Below are 20,458 nucleotides of genomic sequence, written 5' to 3'. Positions count from 1 at the left end.
AAGCAAGAGGCGCTACCGCGTGGACAAGGAAGATGCCACGGGAGTCGGAATGAGCCTGGACAAACGACGCACGGTCCTTGTCTGCTCCTGCGAGCGGAGCATGCCACGCTTCGGCGCCAGCGTCGCGCGCGGATGCAAGGGCGCACGGGTCGAGGCGGGGGACCAGTTCTGTGGCGCGGAACTCGACCGGGTGCGCAGCGCCCTGAGCGGCGGCGAAGCAGTCACCATCAGCTGCACGCAACAGGCGCCGCTTTTCGGCGACCTCGCCGAGGAACTCGGTTTCGCAGGCGATCTGGTTTTCGCAAACATTCGCGAGACGGGCGGCTGGTCGCAGGATGCTGCTGCTGCCGGCCCGAAAGCGGCGGCTCTGCTCGCCATGGCGGCCGAACCCGCTTCGTCACCCGCGCTCGTTACCCTTTCGAGCAATGGTGTCGTCCTGGTCTATGGCTGCGACGCGACGGCGATCGATGCGGGCCGGCAACTCGCCGAAAAGCTGGATGTCACTGTGTTGCTTAGCCGTCCGCGCGATATCGCGCCGCACCGGGTCTGGGATTTTCCCGTCATGCAGGGAACGATCCGGCAAGCGCGCGGCCATCTTGGCGCCTTCGAATTGACAGTCGACGATTTCGCGGCGCCCAATCCATCTTCGCGCGATCGGCTTGGCTTCGGGATATCGCGGGATGGAGCGGTCTCGAACGCCGACATCATCCTTGATCTCTCCGGCGGGGTTCCACTTTTCCCTGCTCATGAATTGCGCGACGGCTACGTGAAGGCCGATCCCGGCGATCGCGCCTCCGTCGCCGTTGCGATCGCAAGGGCAGCCGATTTGGTTGGCGAGTTCGACAAGCCGCGCTTCATCGATTTCTCCGCCGATCTGTGCGCCCATTCGAGATCGCGCATCACCGGCTGCACGCGGTGCCTCGATCTGTGCCCGACAGGGGCGATAGCGCCTGCCGGCGACCACGTCGCGATCGATGCGGAAGTGTGCGCCGGCTGCGGCAGCTGCGCGGCGGCATGTCCCACGGGTGCTGCCGCCTACGCCGTGCCGGATGCCGAGTCGCTGCTTCGGCGGCTGCGGACGCTTCTTGTCACCTATCGTGAGGCGGGCGGCCTGGATGCGATTGTGCTTTTCCATGATCTCGGCCATGGCGAGCCGCTGATCGACGCACTTGCCCGCTTCGGCGCGGGTCTGCCCGCAAATGTCCTGCCGGTCGCGGTGAACGAGATAACCCAGTTAGGGGTCGAGGCGTGGACCGCGCCGGTCGCCTGGGGCGCTTGCGCCGTAAGGGCGCTGTCGTCGGCCAAGCCAAGGCATGAGCTTACCGGAATTGCCGCAAACGTCGCAATCGCCAATCTTTTGAGCCGGTCTCTCGGTTATGGCGCGGAGGTCTGCGGATTGATCGAAGTGGACGATCCCGACCTCCTCGCCTCGGCGCTCGACCTGATTACTCCAGATGTTGCGTCGCGGCGCCCGGCGGCATTCCTGCCGCTCGGCAAGAAGCGCAGCTTGCTGACGAGCACCATGCTCGAGCTGCATCGAGCCGCGCCGACGCCGGTCGACCGCGTGGCGTTGCCTGCTGCAGCTCCGTTCGGCGGCCTGGACGTCAATGTCGAAGGCTGCACGCTCTGCCTCTCTTGTGTCTCGGCCTGTCCAACGGGGGCGCTTTCCGATAGCGAACAGCAGCCGGCTTTGTATTTTTCCGAGAGCGCCTGCGTGCAGTGCGGCCTTTGCGCCGCGACCTGCCCGGAGAAGGTCATCACCTTGACGCCGCAGGTGGATTTCCAGGCATGGGGTGCTCGCAGCCGGGTCGTGAAGCAAGAGGAGCCGTACAACTGCATCCGCTGCGCAAAGCCGTTCGGCACAAGGAGCACCGTCGAGCGGATCGTCGCCAAGCTCGAAGGCAAACACTGGATGTTTGCAGGCGAGAACGCACGGCGGCTCGACCTTGTACGGATGTGCGACAATTGCCGCGTCGATGCGGCGATGAATGAGGGCTTCGATCCTTATGCAGGCCCTGGTCGCTCGCCGCCGCGAACCACTGAAGACTATCTGCGGGAGCGCAAGGCCTCGAGCGACAAGGCGGTCTGAGCCCTCGGTCTGAGCCCTCGCTTTGGACTGCCCCTCGACATAGGTCGGGTGCACCGCCTTACCGGCGTCAAGCGGAGAGCCGGCTTCGAGGGTTGCAATCAACACGCAAATAAACGGTTTCAGCAATCAAATCTTAGGCATAGCGTGACATGCTTGCCGCTCGGCTGACCACCGGGTGGCTCGAATGGATGTATGGGAAAGGGGGGCTTCAGGGCCCGTCGATTGGTAGATCGAACGCACCTCGACAGGCAGGACGATCCTGCCGTCACGGCGGAAGTTGAGCGACTTCTGGCGCAGCGCACGCGCGACATCCGGCTCAAAGGCGAGATCAAGCGCCTGTTTCAGGCACGTGTCTGGTCGCAAACGGCCAAGATCATCCGCGCCTGGATGACATGGGTGGCGTTCCTGGATGTCCTGACGCTGGCGCTCAACCTGGTGATGCTTCCAAGGTCGATCGCGCTATCCATGCTCTTGCCTGGCGCCATCATCCCTCCCGTCGCTGCAGCCGTGGTCCTTGTCTGGCGAAAACGGCGCCCGTCCTGGGTCCAGGGGGTTTCCCTGATCACAGGCATGTTCCTCATCCTGTTGTCGATCGTATTGGTCGGCGCAAGCGCCGGCGGCGAGTTCTACGAACGGCACTTGAACATCATGCTGTTCGTAGCGATTACCGCCATCATCATCTTCGGCGTCCCTCAGGCATGGACCGTGACGGTCGCGGCTTTGGCTCTCGGTCTCTATCTCGTCTTCCAGGTGCAGAACCCGGGCCTTGAGATTGGCAATGCGGTGGCTGCCACGTTGTTTTTTGCCAGCGGCATTCTCGCTACGGTCGCCGCGCGGCGTACGATGACAATTCTGGCTCAGAAGACTTTTCTGTTCGAGCTTCGAGACCGACACAGGGTTGCCGAACTGGCAGAAGCGAACGATCGGCTGGAGCTTCTGGCGAGAACCGATCCGCTGACCGGCGTCGACAATCGGCGCCGGATGACGGAAACGCTCGACCACGTCTGGGGCGGTGGCGGCAAATGCCCCGGCGGCGCCGCCATGCTGATGTGCGACATCGACGACTTCAAGAAGCTCAACGATCGTCTCGGTCATGCCGAGGGCGATCGTTGCCTCATCGAGGTCGCCCGCTTGATCCGGGAGAACGTGAGGCGCGATCGCGATCATGTTGCGCGCTACGGCGGTGAGGAATTTCTCGTGCTGCTTCCAAGTGTGAACGAGCAGGAGGCCGCCATTGTAGCCGAGCGAATTCGCGAGTGTGTGGAAGCTGCTCGTCTTCCTAATCCTGGATCCCGCGTGTCCCGCTATATCACCCTCAGCATCGGCGTGGCGGTCCAGGCGCCGGACCAGGCCATTTCGCCGGAGCAGCTCCAGCGCCAGGCCGATGAAGCACTCTATATTGCCAAGCAGACTGGCCGCAATCGGGCGGTGTTCCACAGGCTGGAGTCATCGAGCCTTTTGGGCGCTCGGTCGATGCGGTGATGTCGAAGTTCAGTCGGTGCGTGTCTCGGCCTGAAGAAAGCGGATCAGGGCTGCCCGATCCTCGGCATTGCTGATCGTCTGTTCAGGCATCTTGGTGCCGGGGGTGTAGGCGTTCGGACCCAGCTCGAACAGCTCTGACACGGTTTCCGGTGTCCAGACGATGTCCATTTTCCGGAAAGCGGGCGAATAATGGTAACCCGGCACGGACGCTATCTTGCGCCCGAAAATACCATGCAGCGTCGGCCCGGCTCGATGGCCATCGTTCGGGTCGAGCGTATGGCAGGCAACGCAGGCGCGAAATACTTCTGCGTCCGGATTGCCTGCGTATCTGGCCATCGGATCGGTCCTGCCTGCTGTAGCGGCTCCAAGGCGCTCGCCCGTCTCGACGTTCCATTCCCGCACCAGATGGTCGGCGCCGCCAGCCAGAAGCGTCTTGCCGCCAGCCGCGAACGCAAGCGACCATACCGCCACGCCGGAGGTGTCGAGCGTGCGGATGGTGGAGAGGCTGATGGCGTCCAGCAACAGGATTCCATCACCGATGCCGGCGACGGCGAGATAGTTCGCGTCTGGGGTGGCGGCGAGAGCAATCACCGGTTTGCCCAAGACCGGAACTTCCACCTGCACTTTGCCGCGCCGGTCGAGCAGCCGCAGCTGCCCGTCAGCACCTGCGACGAACAGGCGGTCGCCGGACGCTCTTGCTAGCGCGTTGAGCGGCGTCGGCATGATGGCCCGAAGCGGAGCCGCCCCAGCCTGGCTCGGCCAAAAGATGACTGTCGCGTCATAGCCGGCGCTGACGAGGGTTGCGTCCGCCAAGAAGGCGAGCGCATTGACGTTTGCACGATGGCCTTCGAGGACGCGCGCTGGCCCACCGGCAAGCGGCCAGAGCCGGACGGTGGTGTCCCAGGACGCCGAAGCCAGCATCGATCCGTCGGGTGACAGTTCGAGGTCGGCGACAGGCCCGGTGTGGCCCTCCAGGATGCGGGCCGGCTCGCCTCGACCGATTTGCCAGATCGCGATGCGACCATCCGTACCGGCACTGGCAAAGCGCCCGTTCGGCAATGCAGCGACGGCAGTTACCTCACCTTCATGAAAGAGCAGCACGTCGCGTGCTTCGCCGGTCTCAAGCGACCAGATGATTGCCTTGGTATCAAAACTGCCGGTTGCCACCGTCTTTCCGTCCGGCGCCACGGAAATCGCCCGCACCGGACCGCCATGCCCGCGCAGTTCCGCACCATGTGCCGTCGCGCCGGCGAGGAAAACAGCAGCGAGCAAAGCTGTTGCGAGCGTCTTATGCATTGCGCATCATACGTTTCCGTGTTCCGCTGGCGGGCAGCGTCTTTGCCGGGGAACAGCATGCGATCGCGACCCGACCAGCCGCACAGTCCAAGCTATTAGAGGCAATCCTATGACTCAAAACATGGAAACCGATGCCTTCAACGTGTCGATGCGCAAGTTCCTGAAGCAGGTCGGCGTCACCTCGCAGCAGGCGATCGAAAAGGCCGTGGCGGATGCGGGACTGAAAGGGCAGGGGCGCCTGACCGTGAGGGCCGTGATCACGGCCGAACGCGCGGGTCTGCACCACGTCGTCGAAGGCGACATCGACCTTGGCTGAACAGGTTCGGCGGTGCGCCCGGCGCTCCATCGACACCCCACATCAATGGAAGAATCGGACCTGCCCGGCCGGGTCGGTGTCATAGCCCGTAAGTTCTGCGGCGCGCTGGGTGAAGCTGTCCTCGGCCATGAGGCGGATCAGCGCCTGGATCGAAGGCTGGAAATAGGTTCGCTGCCGCATCAGCAGATCGAAATTCTCCCACGCCAATGACACGAATTTGAGGCCGGCGGCGCGCGCGGCGGCGCGTGTGGCGATGCCGCAATCGGCCCTGCCGGTCCGGATCGCGGCAGCGAGTTCCGGCCCTGTCAGGCATGGCGGCTCGAGCCGGTTCAACCGCCTCTGGCTGGCGCCGGCGCGGGCGACCAGGACATCCAGCAGCATTTGGGCTCCGGCCCCGACCTGGCGCATCGCGATCTTGGCGCCGCTTTCTAGGACATCGGCCAGGCTGTTGAGCGATCGGGGGTTGCCCGGCGGCAGCAGCAGCCCTTGTTCGCGCCGCGTGAAACCGATCAGCACCGCATCGTGCAGCCGCGGCATGGCGCGCGCGGCCTCCACATTGGGGTCGGCGGCATCACCGTGGAAATGGATCGCCGCAGCGGCAATCTCGCCACGCAAAAGACGCGCAACGCCGCCTGCCGTCCCCTCGGTAAGCGAGGCGAGGCCAGAGCCCGCCTGGCGAAGGCTCCATTCAAGCAGGTCGTCCTGGCTGCCGCCGACTATGGGCGGCGGCTCGGGCGCAATCATTCCGTCGGGACGCGCCAATCCCGACAGAACCCACCGGTCGAGCTCGTTACGCGGAAACAGCCATTTGCCCGTCACTTTGCTGCACGGGATGCTGTTTTTGGCGACCAGCTCGTAAAGCTTGCGTTCGCCAAGGCGCAAATAGTCTGCGGCTTCTGCAGTCGTCAGCAAATCCATCCTGCAATCTTATGCATATTCCTGCGTAGGTTCAATTGTTTGACGAATGCGGAGTAAATGCAGCAGAAATAGCAGGACGACGCAGCGCAGGTGAAAGGGTATGTCAGAAGGCCTAAATGCATGGCAGCTTATCGCGAGTGGCGACGCGACGCTGATCTCGATAGTGCGGCTTTCGCTGACCATTACCCTGGCCGCCGTTGCAGTTGCGGCCGTCGTGGGACTGCCGCTCGGGGCGTTGCTGGCACTGACCCGTTTTCCGGGACGTTCCGCGCTCGTCGTGCTTGTCAACGGCTTCATGGGCCTGCCGCCCGTAGTCGTCGGCCTGACCGTTTACCTGCTGTTGTCGCGATCAGGGCCGCTCGGCGCGTTTGGCCTGCTGTTCACACCGGCCGCCATGGTCATCGCGCAGGCGCTTCTCGTCCTGCCGATTATCGCGGCTCTGACGCGCCAGACCATCGAGGATTTGTGGCGCGAATATCGCGACGAACTGACGGCGATGGGCGTCGGCCCGACAGGCCGGGTGGCGACGCTCTTGTGGGACAGCCGTTTCAGCCTGATCACCGCAATGCTCGCCGGCTTCGGCCGGGCGGCCGCCGAAGTCGGCACGGTCATGATCGTCGGCGGCAATATCGAGGGCTTTACCCGAACCATGACCACCACGATCGCGCTCGAAACATCAAAGGGAGACCTGCCGCTCGCGATCGGGCTCGGCGTCATCCTGATCGGCCTCATTCTTGCCATCAATGCCGCTGCCTGGGGCCTGCGATTGTGGTCGGAGCAACGGGTGGCTTGATGATGCGGGCCGCGCTGACCGACCTTCCTCTCGTTCTGGACCGGGTCTCGCTCAGCGCCGGCGCCACGACCATGCTCGACCGCCTGAACCTGGCGATTGCTCCCGGTGCGCCGACACTGGTGCTCGGTCCCAATGGCGCGGGCAAGACGTCACTGCTTCGGGTTTGCATGGGACTTGCCGCGCCTTCCGCAGGAACTGTGAGCTGGGGTGGGCGCACCGATCGCGGCCTCGGCCGCCGGGCAATGCTGCTCCAGAAACCGGTGATGCTGCGCCGCTCCGTCGCCGCCAACGTGGCTTACGGACTGGCGCAAGCTGGCTGTCCGCGCCATCGTCGCGCGACACGCACCGAGGAACTTCTCGATCGTGTGGGCCTTCTGGGCCTGGCGGCGCGACCTGCGCGGCGCTTGTCCGGCGGCGAGCAACAGCGCGTGGCGCTTGCCCGCGCACTGGCGCGCGAACCCGAGGTCCTGCTGCTCGATGAGCCCACCGCCAGCCTTGATCCCGCTGCAACCCGCCATGTCGAAGAGATCATCCTCATGGCCTCCCAATCGGGCACCAAGATCGTCATGGCTTCGCACGATCTCGGTCAGGTGCGACGGCTCGCGGGAGATGTCGTCTTCCTCGTTCGCGGCCGACTGTGCGAGCACGCCAGCGCCGGTGATTTTTTCGATCGCCCCGCATCCGCAGAAGCTGCAGCCTTTATCCATGGGGAACTCGTTCTTTGACTGCGGAAATGGAGCTTCCAGTGCTGAACCGTCGGCAGTTTACCGCAATTGCGGTCATTTTGACCTTCCTCGCCTCCAGCGGCGCATCGGCCAGCGCACAGGAACAGTCGATCGTGGTGGCCTCGACGACGTCGACGCGGGATGCCGGCCTTTTCGACCACATACTGCCGTTGTTCACCACGAGGACCGGTATCGAGGTGAGGGTGGTCGCGCAGGGAACCGGCCAGGCGCTCGACGCCGGCCGCCGGGGAGACGCAGACGTGGTCTTCGTCCATGCCAGGGCGCAGGAGGAGAAATTCGTCGAGCAAGGTTTTGGCGTGAGACGCTTCGATGTGATGTACAATGATTTCGTCCTGATTGGGCCCAGAAGCGACCCGGCCGGCATCAAGGGTTCGCCGGATATCGCAGTCGCCTTGACATCGATCCAGAGCAAAAAAGCTGTTTTTGTTTCCCGCGGCGACAAATCCGGAACCCACTTTGCTGAACTCGGACTCTGGAAGGCGGCAGGTGTCGATATCGCGGCGGTGGGGGACCCCTGGTACAAGGAGATAGGGCAGGGCATGGGCGCTGCACTCAACACAGCCAGCGCCATGGATGCCTATGTGCTTTCCGATCGCGCCACATGGCTGGCGTTCAAGAACCGCGGCGAACTGGAGATCGTGGTCGAAGGCGACAAAAAGCTGTTCAACCAGTACGGCGTCATCCTGGTGAACCCCGCGAGGCATCCGAACGTCAAGGCCGAAACCGGCCAACGCTTCATAGATTGGCTGATCTCGCCGGAAGGACAGCAGGCGATCGGCGCGTACACCATTGACGGCCAGCAACTCTTCTTCCCGAACGCTGAGCAGCAGCGCTCCTGAAGTCGGTTGCAAAGCGGTTCGCATCTGCCCCATCATCGGACATGATGAGAATGCAGCCTTCCATCGGCGCGCTGACCGGTCTCGAAGCGGCTCTCGCCGCACTCCTCGACGGAGTGGAGCCGGTCGCGCCCACTCTTTTGCCGCTTGACCAGACGCCTGGGAAGATCGGCGCCGCCATGCCGCCCCTGGCACGCGCGCAGCCGGTCCGCGACACGGCAAAGACAGATGGCTGGGCGTGCCGCGCGCTCGATCTTGCCGGTGCGTCGGCCTATTCGCCGCTGCCGCTGATGGCATTTCCGGTCTGGATAGAAGCAGGCGGCGCCATGCCGGAGGGATGCGATTGCGTTCTCGAGGCCGATCTCATCGATTGCAGCGGCCCGATGCCCCAGGCGCTCGATGAAGCAGCTCCGGGCCAGGGCGTGCGACGCGCTGGCGAGGACATGGCGGCGGGCCGACCGCTGATCATTGCTGGGCACAGGCTGTCGGCCGCGGACCTCCTGACCGTGCGAAGTGCAGGGATTGGTGAAATTGCGGTGCGGATGCCGCAGGTGCGCCTGATCGATATCGCCGCCCCAACGAGCGATACTTTCACGGGCCATCTTGTCGCCGACCTCGCAAGAGCTTCTGGCGCGACGGTGTTCGATATCGAAACGGTTTCGCGCGACGCCAAATCCGTCGCCCAGGCGCTTGGCAATGCAGCCGGCGATCTGATCATCCTGATTGGAGGCACTGGTGCGGGGCGCGCCGACGCTACAGCCGACGCGCTTGCCGCGCGTGGGGCGCTCATCGCCCACAACATAGCGCTACAGCCCGGCCGAACCGCGGCGATCGGACGGCTCGATGCGGTCCCGATCATTGCTCTGCCCGGCGCGCCCGATCAGGCTCTTGCCGCCTTTCTGGCGCTGGTTCAGCCGGCTATCGATCGCCTGACGGACAGGAGCGCCCGGCGACAGACGGTCCTGGCGCTGGAGCGGAAAATCTCGTCCACGGTCGGACTGGCCGAGATCGTCCTGCTGAAGCAGGAACAAGACAGATGGCGGCCGCTTGCGATAGGAGATTTTTCGCTGGAGGCGATCCGCCTGGCGGATGCATGGCTTGCCATTCCAGGGGGCAGTGAGGGTTGGGCCGCGGGAACAGCTGTCGGCGCCTTTGTGTTCGACGATCCCAGATGAGTCGGTGATGACCAGATCCACCCGCCCAGATACCGGCCAGGAGCATACCGGCCAGGAGCAGTTCCTGACGGTCCTGTCGCGCGACGAGGCGCTCGCCCGTTTCGAGGCGGTGCTATTTCCCAGGACGACCCCGACCGAAGAACTGATGCTGGCGGATGCGCTTGGGCTGCCGCTTGCCGATGATGTCACGGCTCCGATCGACGTGCCGCCCTTCGACCGTTCGAACGTCGATGGTTTTGCCGTGCGCGCCGCCGACATGGCCACCGCGTCGGAGGCGCTTCCTGCCAGGCTCCTGCTCAACCGCGAAACCATCGCCTGCGGTGTCGCCCCGCAAATCCCTGTGCTCGCAGGCACCGCCACCTCGATCGCGACGGGCGGGCCGGTGCCGCGCGGCGCCGATGCCATCGTCATGGTGGAGCACACACACCCAGCCGAAGGCGATGCCATCGAGGTCAGGCGCGGAGCCTCGCCCGGCCAGTTCATCTCGCATGCCGGATCCGACATTGCCCGCGGTGAGGTTCTGCTGCGCGCCGGAACGGTGATCGGCTCGCGTGAAATCGGCATGCTTGCCGCCTGTGGAATTGCGCTGGTGACGGTGGCGCGCAAGCTGCGGGTGGCGGTTTTGTCGACCGGCGACGAACTTGTCCAACCAGGCGACACCCTGCGACCCGCCGGCATTTACGACGCCAATGGCGCAATCGTCAGCGCCGCGATAACCGAAAATGGGGGCCAGGCGAGCTTTCTCGGCGCCTATCCGGATGACGAAGCCACACTCGAAGCCGCCATGCGCGAGGCGCTGGCGGCGCATGACGTGCTGATACTGTCGGGTGGGACGTCCAAGGGCGCGGGTGATGTCAGCCACCGCATCGTGAACCGTCTCGGCGCGCCCGGCATCGTTGCCCATGGCGTGGCGCTGAAGCCGGGAAAGCCGCTTTGCCTCGCCGTCTGCGACGGCAAGCCGGTCGTCGTGCTGCCGGGATTCCCGACTTCGGCCATGTTCACCTTCCACGACATGATCGTACCCGTGCTGCGCCGCATGGCGGGCCTGCCGCCTCGGACCGAAGCGAAGGTCGCTGCAAAGGTCCCACTGCGCATTCAGTCCGAACTCGGCCGCACGGAGTTCGTGATGGTATCGCTGGTCGAGGGTGAGCAGGGACTGGTCGCCTACCCCACAGGCAAGGGCTCGGGGGCGATAACGTCCTTTGCCCAGGCCGACGGCTTCATCAGCATCGAAGCTCTAGCCGACAATATGCCTGCCGGAAGCGAGGCGTCGGTGACGCTGTTCACGCCGCACGTCCGTGTTCCCGATCTCGTGGTGATCGGCAGCAATTGCACCGGCCTCGATCTTGTCGTGGGCATTCTGTTTCGCGCCGGCCTGACGGTGCGGTCCATCGCGGTCGGCAGCCTGGGCGGCCTTGCCGCGGCCAAGCGGGGCGAGTGCGATATCGCGCCCATCCATCTCTTCGACACCAGGACGCAAAGCTACAATGCGCCGTTCCTGAGCGAAGGCCTCGAACTCGTGCCGGGATGGCGACGCATGCAGGGCATCGTCTACCGACCGGGCGACCTGCGCTTCCACGGGACCGACCCAGAGGAGGCGGTGCGAGCCGCACTCGCCGATCCCAATTGCATGATGGTCAACCGCAACCAGGGCTCGGGTACGCGCATCCTGATCGACCAACTGCTTGGTGCGGCGCGTCCCGACGGATATTGGAATCAGCCCCGCTCGCACAATGCCGTCGCGGCGGCCGTGGCGCAGAACCGAGCAGACTGGGGCGTCACCATTGCGCCGGTAGCGCACTCAGCCGGGCTCGATTTCATTGCTTTGAAGGAAGAGCATTATGATTTCGCGCTGGTCTCTGCCCGCAAACAGCGACCCGCGGTGCAGGCCTTCCTTGCCGCGCTCGCTTCGCCTGAATTCAACGAGGCGGTCGAGCGCATGGGTTTTTCCCGACCGGGTTAAGGGTCGGCAAGGTGCCCAACCAGCCGTTCGGCCTCGGCAAAATCTTCGACCGTGTTGACATTGAAGAAGGGATCCACCGGCTTGTCCGGCCAGGACTGGGTTGCAACCTTGTAGCGAGCCGTCCACAGGTCGATCTTGCGAACGCCCTCTTCGACCAGTGCATGGCGTAGCGCATCTCGCATCGCCACTTGCCACAGCCCGATGACAGGATGCGTCCGACCCGCTGACATCGCCACCGCTAGATCCGCAGCTTTCGCCATGCGCGCCCGATGCAGCCGTTCGACGAGGTCGCGCGGCAAGAAAGGACAGTCCGCTGCGACGCTGACGATCCATTCGACATCGGGCCTGTTCGCCGCGGTCCAGTCGAGGCCCGCAAGCACACCGGCAAGCGGGCCCGGATAATTCTCGACCGGGTCGGCGACGACTGGTAGGCGAAAGCGGTCGAAGCGGGCAGGGTCGCCATTGGCGTTCAGCAACAGCCCGTCGCATTGCGGGCTGAGGCGCTCGAGGACACGCTCGAGGATGGTGAGTCCGTCGATCCGACGCATCGATTTGTCGCCACCACCCATGCGCCGGGCGAGCCCGCCGGCGAGAACGACGCCCAGGGTCGGCACCTTCTCATTCGCCATCGGCTCATTCGCCATCGGCAGCTCCCTTGCGTCTGTGACGCGGTGCTTCCTCGTCGACGGAAGCGAGGTCCTGGTCGAAGACGATGCGGTCCGCGCCCGATAGCACGGCGAACCGCTTGCCGCGCGCCCGACCGACCAGCGTCAGGCCGGCCTGACGCGCCAGATCTACTCCCCACGCGGTGAAACCCGAGCGCGAGACGAGGATCGGAATGCCCATTCGAACCGTCTTGATCGTCATTTCCGACGTCAGCCTGCCCGTCGTGTAAAGGATCTTGTCAGCGGCATCGATGCCGTGGCGATACATCCAGCCGGCGATCTTGTCGACGGCGTTGTGGCGCCCGACGTCCTCCATGTAGCAGATCGGCGTGCCTTCCTTGCAAAGCACGCAGCCATGAATCGCGCCAGCTTCAAGATAGAGCGACGGCGTCGTATTGATCGTGCGGGTCATTTGGTAAAGCCAGGAGGTGTGCAGCGCGGCTGGCGGCAGAGTGATATCGAGCGCCTCGAGAAGATCGCCGAAAGCGGTCCCCTGCGCGCAGCCTGAAGTCTGCGTCCGTTTTCTAAGCTTCTGCTCGTAATTTGTGTTGCGCTCGGTACGGACGACCACGACCTGCACGTCGTCGTCATATTCGACCTCGGTTACGACGTCGTCAGATTTAAGCATGTTCTGATTGAGGAGGTAGCCCAGCGCCAGATATTCGGGATAGTCGCCGATCGTCATCATCGTGACGATCTCCTGGGCATTCAGATAGAGCGTCAGCGGGCGTTCAACGGGGACGCGGATTTGAATAGCGGCGCCCGTATGATCGATGCCGCTGACCTGTTCGGTCAATCGGATGTCATCCGGGCTCGGCATGATGATGGCGGGGTCTGGTCTGGTTTTCATCTGTTGCATGGCGCTCTCTTGAAATTGCAATCCCGCTCGCCGGAGTGGACGCGTTACCTCCGGCTTGACCTGCACTATATAGCCTGTTCAAACCGATGCCGGTCCACAAAAGCGCGCACAGGCGCAGACTGGGTTTGCCGGATGGCGCCGAGCTGCCGGCTCGGCCAGATCCATAGAGGCTGAAGGCTCGATGGCGCAACTTTCAGATGACTGCTTCGCTTTCGGCGGCCCGATGCGATCGCTCGATGATACAGCCGCACTGATTGCTTCACGGCTGACCGTTGTCGACGAGACCGAAACCGTCCAGCTGGCGATTGCCGATGGGCGCGTCCTGGCGAGTGATCTGGTGGCGCCGCTGCCCCTGCCGCCTTTCACCAACTCAGCCGTCGACGGCTATGCACTGCGCGGCGACGACCTGCCGGGAACCGTTGAAAAAGCCTTGCCGGTGAGTGGCAGGATCCAGGCTGGGATGGCGCCGGATCGGCACGCCGCGCCCGGACAAGCCATACGCATCTTCACCGGCGCTCCGCTGCCGGAGGGGGCAGACACGGTCTACATGCAGGAAGATGTCCGTGTCGACGATACCGGCAGGGTCATTCTTCCGCCCGGCCTGAAAAGAGGAGCCAACGTGCGGCCGGCGGGCGAGGACGTCGCAGCAGGCAAGGTGGTCCTGCAGGCCGGCCAGCGCATGCGCCCGCAGGATGTTGCGCTCGCCGCGGCGCTCGGCATGACGCAGATCGATGTGCGGCGCAAAGTTCGCGTCGCGATCTTCTCGACCGGCAACGAGATCGTCGCGCCGGGAAAGGTCCGGGGACCGGCCCAGCTTTTCGATTCGAACCGCTTCATGCTGATGGCCATGCTGGCAAGATTGGGCTGCGAGACCACCGATTTGGGCATTCTGATCGACGACAGCAGGCTGATCGCGGATGTGCTGAGCAAGGCTGCGCCAGGACAGGACCTGATCCTGGCGTCCGGCGGGGTCTCGACCGGGGAGGCCGACTGCGTCAAGGCCGCCGTCGAAAGTGTGGGCACCCTGGTCTTCTGGCGGGTGGCCATAAAACCCGGCCGGCCGGTCGCCATGGGGGTGATCAGGGGAACAGCCTTCATTGGGCTGCCCGGCAATCCGGTGGCGAGCTTCGTCACATTCGCCCATATTGCGCGCGCCGCGATCTTTGCACTGGCCGGCGCACGGCAGCAGCCACCAATTTCGCGGCCGGTGCGGGCCGCCTTCTCCTACCGCAAAAAGCCGGGGCGACGCGAATATGTGCGGGTAAGCCTGCGTGGGACGCAGGATGGCACATATGAAGCCGTCAAATTCCCGCGCGAGGGCGCTGGCATGCTGTCTTCTTTGGTTCAAACGCACGGCCTTGTCGAACTCGGCGAGGAAATAGCCGAGGTCGAGCCGGGCCAGACCGTTCAGTTCCTTGCCTATTCGGACCTGTACTGACGAACGCCGTCGAGCCGGTGGGCATGCAGTATGCCAAAATGCGGTGCGACGCCTGGCCGCTCTCAACTGCAGTATACCCTGGGTCGGCGACCGTTGACGACCGGTAAGCGGTCCGCCATGGTGCGCCACCATGACGACGAGACAGCTCGATCTGACGGGATTGAAATGTCCCTTGCCGGCGCTGAAAACCCGCAAGGCGCTCAGCGGCATAAGCCCAGGCGAGCGCCTTGAGGTCCGTTGCACCGATCCGCTGGCAGCCATAGACATTCCCAATCTGATCAACGAAATGGGCGACCGCCTGGAGGCGATGCAACGGCAGGGAGACCACATCGTTTTTTTGATCGAGAAGGCGCAAGCTGCCCCGGTATAGGCCGTGCGACAAATCAGGGCGCAGATCAGTTCTGTCGCGGCGCCCCGGCCATGCTAAAATTGTCAAACCGGCATTTGGTTCAACTTGTCTGCCAAGTCGATTTGTGTGCCAAGTCCTTGATCCAAGGTGCGCCGGGCTGAGGGAGCTCACAACCACATTGGTGGCGGGAGCCGCCTTCCTCAGACGAAGGGTCCGGGAGGAGAGAGGATGACAATGCAGCAACGGCGATCTCCCGATCGCGGACCCAAAGGGCGGGCGCTGGATGATGTTGCCCTGGCCGAGGTCCGGGAACTTCTTGGCCATCGCGAACGGCGCCGGGATCTGTTGATCGAATTCCTGCATCTGATCCAGGACCGCTACGGTTGTCTGTCGGCCGCGCATCTGCGAGCGCTTGCCGAAGACATGCGCCTGTCCCAGGTGGAGGTTTACGAGGTCGCGACCTTCTACGACCATTTCGATATCGTCAGGGAAGGCGAGGCGAGACCCGCGCCGCTGACAATCCGGGTGTGCGAATCGATAAGCTGCATGCTGGCGGGCGCCGAACACCTGATTGGCGAACTGGCCGCCAAGGCCGACCCAAACACGGTCCGCGTCATGCGTGCGCCCTGCATGGGCCGCTGCGCCGCAGCGCCCGCGGCGCGCATTGGCGACCGTGAGGTCGACCAAGCCAGCAGCCATATCCTCATCGATCTGGCTCGCTCGGGCGATACGAAAGTTGTCGTGCCCGATTATGTTGGCCTCGATGCCTATCGGGCCGCTGGCGGCTATCAGCTTCTCCGGAAGGTGAAGGCGGGCGAGACCGGCATTGACGCCATCATCGAGATCATGGAGCACGCCGGTCTGCGCGGTCTCGGCGGCGCCGGCTTTCCGGCCGGCAAGAAATGGAACTTCGTGCGCGGCTATCCAGGGCCGCGGCTGATGTCGATCAATGGCGACGAAGGCGAACCTGGCACTTTCAAGGACCGCATCTATCTTGAAAAGGATCCGCACCGCACCTTCGAAGGCGCGATTATCGCCGCCCACGCGGTCGAGGCCGAGCGCATCTATTTCTACATGCGCGACGAATACCCTGCCGTGCTCGCCATTTTGCGCGCCGAGATCGCGGCGCTCGAGGCAGCCGGCATCGTCAAGCCCGGTTTCATCGACCTTCGGCGCGGCGCCGGCGCCTATATTTGCGGCGAGGAAAGCGCGATGCTGGAAAGCATCGAGGGCAAGCGCGGCATGCCCCGCCACCGGCCTCCCTATATTGCCGAAGTCGGACTTTTCGGACGCCCGACACTCAACCACAATGTCGAGACGCTGTGGTGGATTCGCGACATCGTGGAGAAGGGACCCGAATGGTTCGCCGCGCAGGGCAAGCCCGGCCATCAGGGAATTCGCTCCTGGTCGGTTTCCGGGCATGTGAAGGAGCCGGGTGTCAAGCTGGCCCCGGCTGGCGTCACCGTGCGCGAACTGATCGAGGATTATTGCGGCGGCATGGCAGACGGGCATGAATTCAAGGCCTATCTGCCAGGTGGAGCCTCGGGCGGCATCCTTCCGGCGTCGATGGGCGACATTGAACTCGATTTCGGCGGCGAACTCGCCAAACAGGGCGCCTTTGTCGGCTCACATGCGGTGGTCGTGCTTTCGCAAGCCGACAACATCAGGGATGTGACCCTCAATCTCATGAATTTCTTCAAACATGAGAGTTGCGGGAAATGCACGCCGTGCCGGGAAGGAACCGAAAAGCTGGTAACGCTCTTGAAAGAGAAGGGCGTGCCGAATGAGACGGCGATGCGCGACCTTGAAACAGTGATGCGCGATTCCTCCATTTGCGGTCTCGGCCAGGCGGCGCCCAATCCGGTCAATCACCTTTTGACGCATTTTAGGGATGATCTTTGAAATGGCAGATGGCGTCATTTTCACCCTCGACGGCAAGACGGTCACAGCCGCTGACGACGAGACGATCTGGGACGTTGCAAAGCGCGAAGGCACCAGGATACCGCATCTGTGCCATGTCGACATGCCCGGCTATCGGCCAGACGGCAATTGCCGCGCCTGCATGGTCGATGTCGAGGGCGAACGGGTGCTTGCCGCCTCCTGCATCCGCAAGCCTTCCGCCGGAATGGTGGTGAAGACGGATACCGAACGGGCTACGAAATCGCGCCAGATGGTGTTCGAGCTTCTCGCCAGCAACATGCGGCCGGCGGCCGACGGCCCGGATCAGCAGTCGATGTTCTGGCAGTGGGCTGGTTCGATGGGCATTTCCGGCGCTCGCTACAGCTCGAAATTCGCCACCGATGATGTCCGGCCAGAATTCGACATCACCAATCCCGCCATTGCCGTCAATCTCGACGCCTGCATCACTTGCGGCGCCTGTGTCCGGGCCTGCCGCGAGGTCCAGGTCAACGATGTGCTCGGCATGGCCGAGCGCGGCAATCATTCGCTTCCCGTCTTCGACATGCACGATCCGATGGGCCTGTCGACCTGTGTCACCTGCGGTGAATGCGTGCAGGCCTGCCCGACCGGCGCGCTCTACGAAAAGTCGCTGATGGATGAGGCAGGCAAGACCCGGGTCATCCAGGAATTCGACAAGGTCGTCGACACGCTGTGCCCGTTCTGTGGCGTCGGTTGCCAGACCAGCGTTGCGGTCAAGGACAACAGAATAGTCCAGGTCGATGGCCGCAATGGCTATGCCAACGAGAACCGGCTCTGCGTCAAGGGTCGTTTCGGCTTCGATTATGCGATGTCGCCTGAACGCCTGACCAGGCCGCTGATCCGCCGCGACGATGCGCCGAAGTCGGGCGATGCCGATATGCGCGGCGTCGATCCACTGACCGTTTTTCGCGAGGCTAGCTGGGAAGAGGCGCTTGCGCGTGCCGCCGGCGGGCTGAAGACGATCCTCAGGGATCATGGCGGGCAGGCGCTGGCCGGTTTCGGCTCGGCGAAAGGCTCGAACGAAGAGGCGTATCTGTTCCAAAAACTGGTGCGCCAGGGTTTTGGCACCAACAATGTCGACCATTGCACGCGGCTTTGCCACGCATCTTCGGTGGCGGCGCTGATGGAAGGCGTCGGTTCGGGTGCGGTTTCGGCACCCTTTAACGACGCGCTGAAGGCCGAATGCATCATCGTCATCGGCGCACGGCCGACCACCAACCATCCGGTCGCCGCGACCTATTTCAAGCAGGCGGCCAAGCGCGGCGCCAAGCTGATCGTCATGGACCCGCGCGGCCAGGATCTGATGCGCCATGCGTCGCATTCGCTGCGATTCAAGGCTGGCAGTGACGTGGCCATGCTGAACGCGCTGATCCACGTCATCGTCGAGGAAAAGCTCTACGACGAGCAGTATATCCAGGCCAACGCTTCCGGATTCGAGGCCCTGAAGGCCAAGGTGAAGGATTTTTCGCCCGAGGCGATGGCCGAGGTCTGCGGCGTCGAGGCGAGCGTGCTGCGCGACGTCGCCCGCACCTACGCGACCGCCGAGCGGTCGATCATCTTTTGGGGCATGGGCATTTCCCAGCACACACACGGAACCGACAATGCGCGCTGCCTTATCGCTCTGGCACTGATCACCGGACATGTCGGCCGGCCGGGAACAGGCCTGCACCCACTGCGCGGCCAGAACAACGTGCAGGGCGCATCCGATGCCGGGCTCATCCCGATGTATTTTCCGGACTACAGATCAGTCGAGAATGTCGACATCCGCGGCCAGTACGAGAATTTCTGGGGCCAGACGCTCGACCCGAAACGGGGCCTGACGGTCGTCGAAATCATCGACGCCATCCATGACGGCGAAATCAAGGGCATGTACATACTGGGCGAGAACCCGGCCATGTCCGATCCGGACCAAACCCATGCCCGGCAAGCACTGGCCATGCTCGACCATCTGGTGGTGCAGGACATCTTCCTGACCGAGACCGCCTGGCACGCAGATGTGGTGCTGCCGGCCTCGGCGCATGCCGAAAAGCTCGGCACCTACACCAACACCAACCGGCAGGTGCAGATCGGCCGGCCGGCGCTCGACATGCCGGGCGAAGCCCGCCAGGATTGGGAACTGATAGTCGAACTGGCGAGGCGCATCGGTCTGGACTGGAATTACGGCCATGTCTCGGATGTTTATGCGGAAATGGCTGATGTGATGCCGTCCTTGAAACATATCTCCTGGGACCGCATCGAACGCGAGGGATCGGTTATTTATCCGGCCGACGGTCCCGACAAGCCTGGCAATGAGATCATCTTCTCGTCCGGATTCCCGACTGCGGACGGACGCGGCCGCATCGTGCCGGCCGATTTGCTGCCGCCTGACGAAGTGCCCGATGAAGAGTTTCCACTGGTGCTCACCACCGGCCGCCTGCTTGAGCATTGGCACACCGGCTCCATGACCCGCCGGGCGGGCGTGCTGGACGCGATCGAGCCACAAGGCATCGCTGCGATGAACCCTTACGAGATCAAGCGGCACGGCCTGCGCCAAGGAGAGATGATTGCGGTCGAGACCCGGCGCGGGACGGTAGACGCCATCCTGCGCGCCGACCGGGAGGTCGCCGACGGCATGGTGTTCATGCCGTTCTGCTTCAACGAAAGTCCGGCCAACATGCTCACCAATCCGATGCTGGACCCCTACGGCAAGATCCCGGAGTTCAAATACTGCGCCGCGCGAATTGCGCCGGCGGCGAGGGCCGAAGCTGCCGAAGCTGCCGAATAAACCAGTACCGCGCGCCATCTGTGAACGGTTGCCCGCTGCCGCCCGCCACGGGGTAATCCATGCGCTAACCGGGGTTCTCCAAGCGGTTTGTCTTGCGCCACTCCTCGTACTCCCCGCGGGCATCGTCATGCAGCGGATAGTAGCGTTGCAACGGCCCGCCCTCCATCAGCTTCACTCGCGAGAACTCCTCCCAATCGTGATGCTTCTGTGATTCTTCGATTACCGCCGGGGCCATTGCGACAGGAAGCACCACCACCCCGTCGTCGTCGGCGACGATGATGTCACCGGGGATCACCGTGACACCGCCGCAGGCAATCGGAACGTTGACGGCATTGGGATAGATGCTGGTCTGGACGTGATAATTCGGCGTCCAGCCGCGCAGCCATAGAGGCAGATCGAGCTTTTCAACATTGGGCCGGTCGCGCATGCATCCATCGATGACGATGCCGGCGCCGCCCCTGCCTTTGAAATACGTCGACATCATATCGCCGAAGACGCCCGAGCTCATGTCGCCGCGCGCGTCGACCACGACCACATCGCCCGCCTGCGCGTGATAAAGCACGTGCCGATGCAGCTGCGTCTCCGGATCGGCATATTCTCCCTCGGTGAAGAGGTCCGGCCGTTGTGGCATGAACTGCAGCGTCAGCGCCGGCCCGACGATCGACTTGCCGTGGTTCTGCGCCACCGGTCCGACCATGTGCGGATTGCGAAAACCCATGTGGCCAAGCGTGCCGGCAACCGTCGCGGCGCCGATCCCGCTCAGCGCGTCGATCAGGTCTTTTGGCGGCCGCGTGATGTCGGGAGCATGTGTCATGGTGGACTCCGGTTGAA

At 63.7% G+C, this 20,458-nt stretch carries 17 protein-coding genes; 12 read left to right on the top strand and 5 right to left on the bottom strand.

The genetic code is table 11. The features are described 5' to 3' along the window. Positions 1 to 49 precede the first annotated feature (49 nt). Both AC0L2R_RS20260 and AC0L2R_RS20255 read left to right on the top strand, forming a co-directional pair. Complete coding sequence (locus AC0L2R_RS20260; protein WP_473511089.1) at positions 50 to 2,089, top strand: 4Fe-4S binding protein; 2,040 nt, start codon at positions 50 to 52, stop codon at positions 2,087 to 2,089. A gap of 222 nt (positions 2,090 to 2,311) precedes the next feature. Next, positions 2,312 to 3,571 carry a GGDEF domain-containing protein gene (locus AC0L2R_RS20255; RefSeq protein ID WP_473511087.1) on the top strand — a complete coding sequence of 420 codons (1,260 nt, stop codon included), beginning with the start codon at positions 2,312 to 2,314 and terminating at the stop codon, positions 3,569 to 3,571. Positions 3,572 to 3,580: 9 nt separating this feature from the next. Here the strand turns inward: AC0L2R_RS20255 and AC0L2R_RS20250 are convergent, their stop codons facing one another. Then, on the bottom strand, positions 3,581 to 4,867 hold the full coding sequence (locus AC0L2R_RS20250; RefSeq protein ID WP_473511086.1) for a hypothetical protein: 1,287 nt from the start codon (positions 4,865 to 4,867) through the stop codon (positions 3,581 to 3,583). Between the two features lie 109 nt (positions 4,868 to 4,976). On the opposite strand from AC0L2R_RS20250, the gene AC0L2R_RS20245 reads away from it, so the two are divergent. After that, positions 4,977 to 5,183, top strand: a complete 207-nt coding sequence (locus tag AC0L2R_RS20245; protein WP_031254328.1) for a DUF6494 family protein — start codon at positions 4,977 to 4,979, stop codon at positions 5,181 to 5,183. Positions 5,184 to 5,225: 42 nt separating this feature from the next. On the opposite strand, the gene AC0L2R_RS20240 is transcribed toward AC0L2R_RS20245, so the two are convergent. Next, positions 5,226 to 6,101, bottom strand: coding sequence for a helix-turn-helix transcriptional regulator (locus AC0L2R_RS20240; RefSeq protein WP_128166296.1), 876 nt, complete (start codon positions 6,099 to 6,101; stop codon positions 5,226 to 5,228). A 100-nt stretch (positions 6,102 to 6,201) separates the two neighbouring features. Between AC0L2R_RS20240 and AC0L2R_RS20235 the strand changes: the two genes are divergently transcribed. From AC0L2R_RS20235 to AC0L2R_RS20215, 5 genes are read left to right on the top strand one after another with little or no spacing between them, the layout of a single operon-like run. Beyond that, positions 6,202 to 6,894, top strand: coding sequence for an ABC transporter permease (locus tag AC0L2R_RS20235; protein ID WP_128173391.1), 693 nt, complete (start codon positions 6,202 to 6,204; stop codon positions 6,892 to 6,894). 2 nt (positions 6,895 to 6,896) lie between these two features. After that, a complete protein-coding gene (locus tag AC0L2R_RS20230) occupies positions 6,897 to 7,619 on the top strand; it encodes an ATP-binding cassette domain-containing protein (protein WP_128166679.1) in 723 nt (240 codons plus the stop codon). A gap of 47 nt (positions 7,620 to 7,666) precedes the next feature. Beyond that, complete coding sequence (locus AC0L2R_RS20225) at positions 7,667 to 8,479, top strand: ABC transporter substrate-binding protein (protein ID WP_473511210.1); 813 nt, start codon at positions 7,667 to 7,669, stop codon at positions 8,477 to 8,479. A gap of 41 nt (positions 8,480 to 8,520) precedes the next feature. Next, positions 8,521 to 9,651: a molybdopterin-binding protein gene (locus AC0L2R_RS20220; protein ID WP_473511084.1), complete on the top strand. Its 1,131-nt coding sequence runs from the start codon at positions 8,521 to 8,523 to the stop codon at positions 9,649 to 9,651. A 7-nt stretch (positions 9,652 to 9,658) separates the two neighbouring features. Then, positions 9,659 to 11,614 carry a molybdopterin biosynthesis protein gene (locus AC0L2R_RS20215; RefSeq protein ID WP_473511082.1) on the top strand — a complete coding sequence of 652 codons (1,956 nt, stop codon included), beginning with the start codon at positions 9,659 to 9,661 and terminating at the stop codon, positions 11,612 to 11,614. Here the strand turns inward: AC0L2R_RS20215 and mobA are convergent. Next, positions 11,611 to 12,258, bottom strand: a complete 648-nt coding sequence (mobA, locus tag AC0L2R_RS20210; protein WP_473511080.1) for a molybdenum cofactor guanylyltransferase MobA — start codon at positions 12,256 to 12,258, stop codon at positions 11,611 to 11,613. The genes AC0L2R_RS20215 and mobA overlap by 4 nt on opposite strands. Beyond that, positions 12,248 to 13,138, bottom strand: coding sequence for a formate dehydrogenase accessory sulfurtransferase FdhD (fdhD, locus tag AC0L2R_RS20205; RefSeq protein WP_473511078.1), 891 nt, complete (start codon positions 13,136 to 13,138; stop codon positions 12,248 to 12,250). Before fdhD ends, mobA begins: the two co-directional genes overlap by 11 nt. A gap of 181 nt (positions 13,139 to 13,319) precedes the next feature. Here fdhD and AC0L2R_RS20200 point away from each other — a divergent pair, with 181 nt between their 5' ends. The 4 genes from AC0L2R_RS20200 to fdhF all read left to right on the top strand — a co-directional run bounded on the left by AC0L2R_RS20200 (position 13,320) and on the right by fdhF (position 19,627). Further along, a complete protein-coding gene (locus AC0L2R_RS20200; RefSeq protein ID WP_023797618.1) occupies positions 13,320 to 14,576 on the top strand; it encodes a molybdopterin molybdotransferase MoeA in 1,257 nt (418 codons plus the stop codon). Between the two features lie 130 nt (positions 14,577 to 14,706). Further along, positions 14,707 to 14,946, top strand: a complete 240-nt coding sequence (locus AC0L2R_RS20195; protein WP_031254334.1) for a sulfurtransferase TusA family protein — start codon at positions 14,707 to 14,709, stop codon at positions 14,944 to 14,946. 207 nt (positions 14,947 to 15,153) lie between these two features. Next, positions 15,154 to 16,827: an NADH-ubiquinone oxidoreductase-F iron-sulfur binding region domain-containing protein gene (locus AC0L2R_RS20190; protein WP_473511077.1), complete on the top strand. Its 1,674-nt coding sequence runs from the start codon at positions 15,154 to 15,156 to the stop codon at positions 16,825 to 16,827. A gap of 1 nt (position 16,828) precedes the next feature. Next, positions 16,829 to 19,627, top strand: a complete 2,799-nt coding sequence (fdhF, locus tag AC0L2R_RS20185; protein ID WP_473511076.1) for a formate dehydrogenase subunit alpha — start codon at positions 16,829 to 16,831, stop codon at positions 19,625 to 19,627. A 64-nt stretch (positions 19,628 to 19,691) separates the two neighbouring features. Here the strand turns inward: fdhF and AC0L2R_RS20180 are convergent, their stop codons facing one another. Next, positions 19,692 to 20,441: a ribonuclease activity regulator RraA gene (locus AC0L2R_RS20180; RefSeq protein ID WP_473511074.1), complete on the bottom strand. Its 750-nt coding sequence runs from the start codon at positions 20,439 to 20,441 to the stop codon at positions 19,692 to 19,694. Positions 20,442 to 20,458: the final 17 nt, after the last annotated feature.

Source organism: Mesorhizobium sp. WSM4820 (assembly GCF_055811075.1).
The sequence above is the reverse complement of the archived record's forward strand: the minus strand, read 5'-3'. Positions and strand labels throughout refer to the sequence as shown.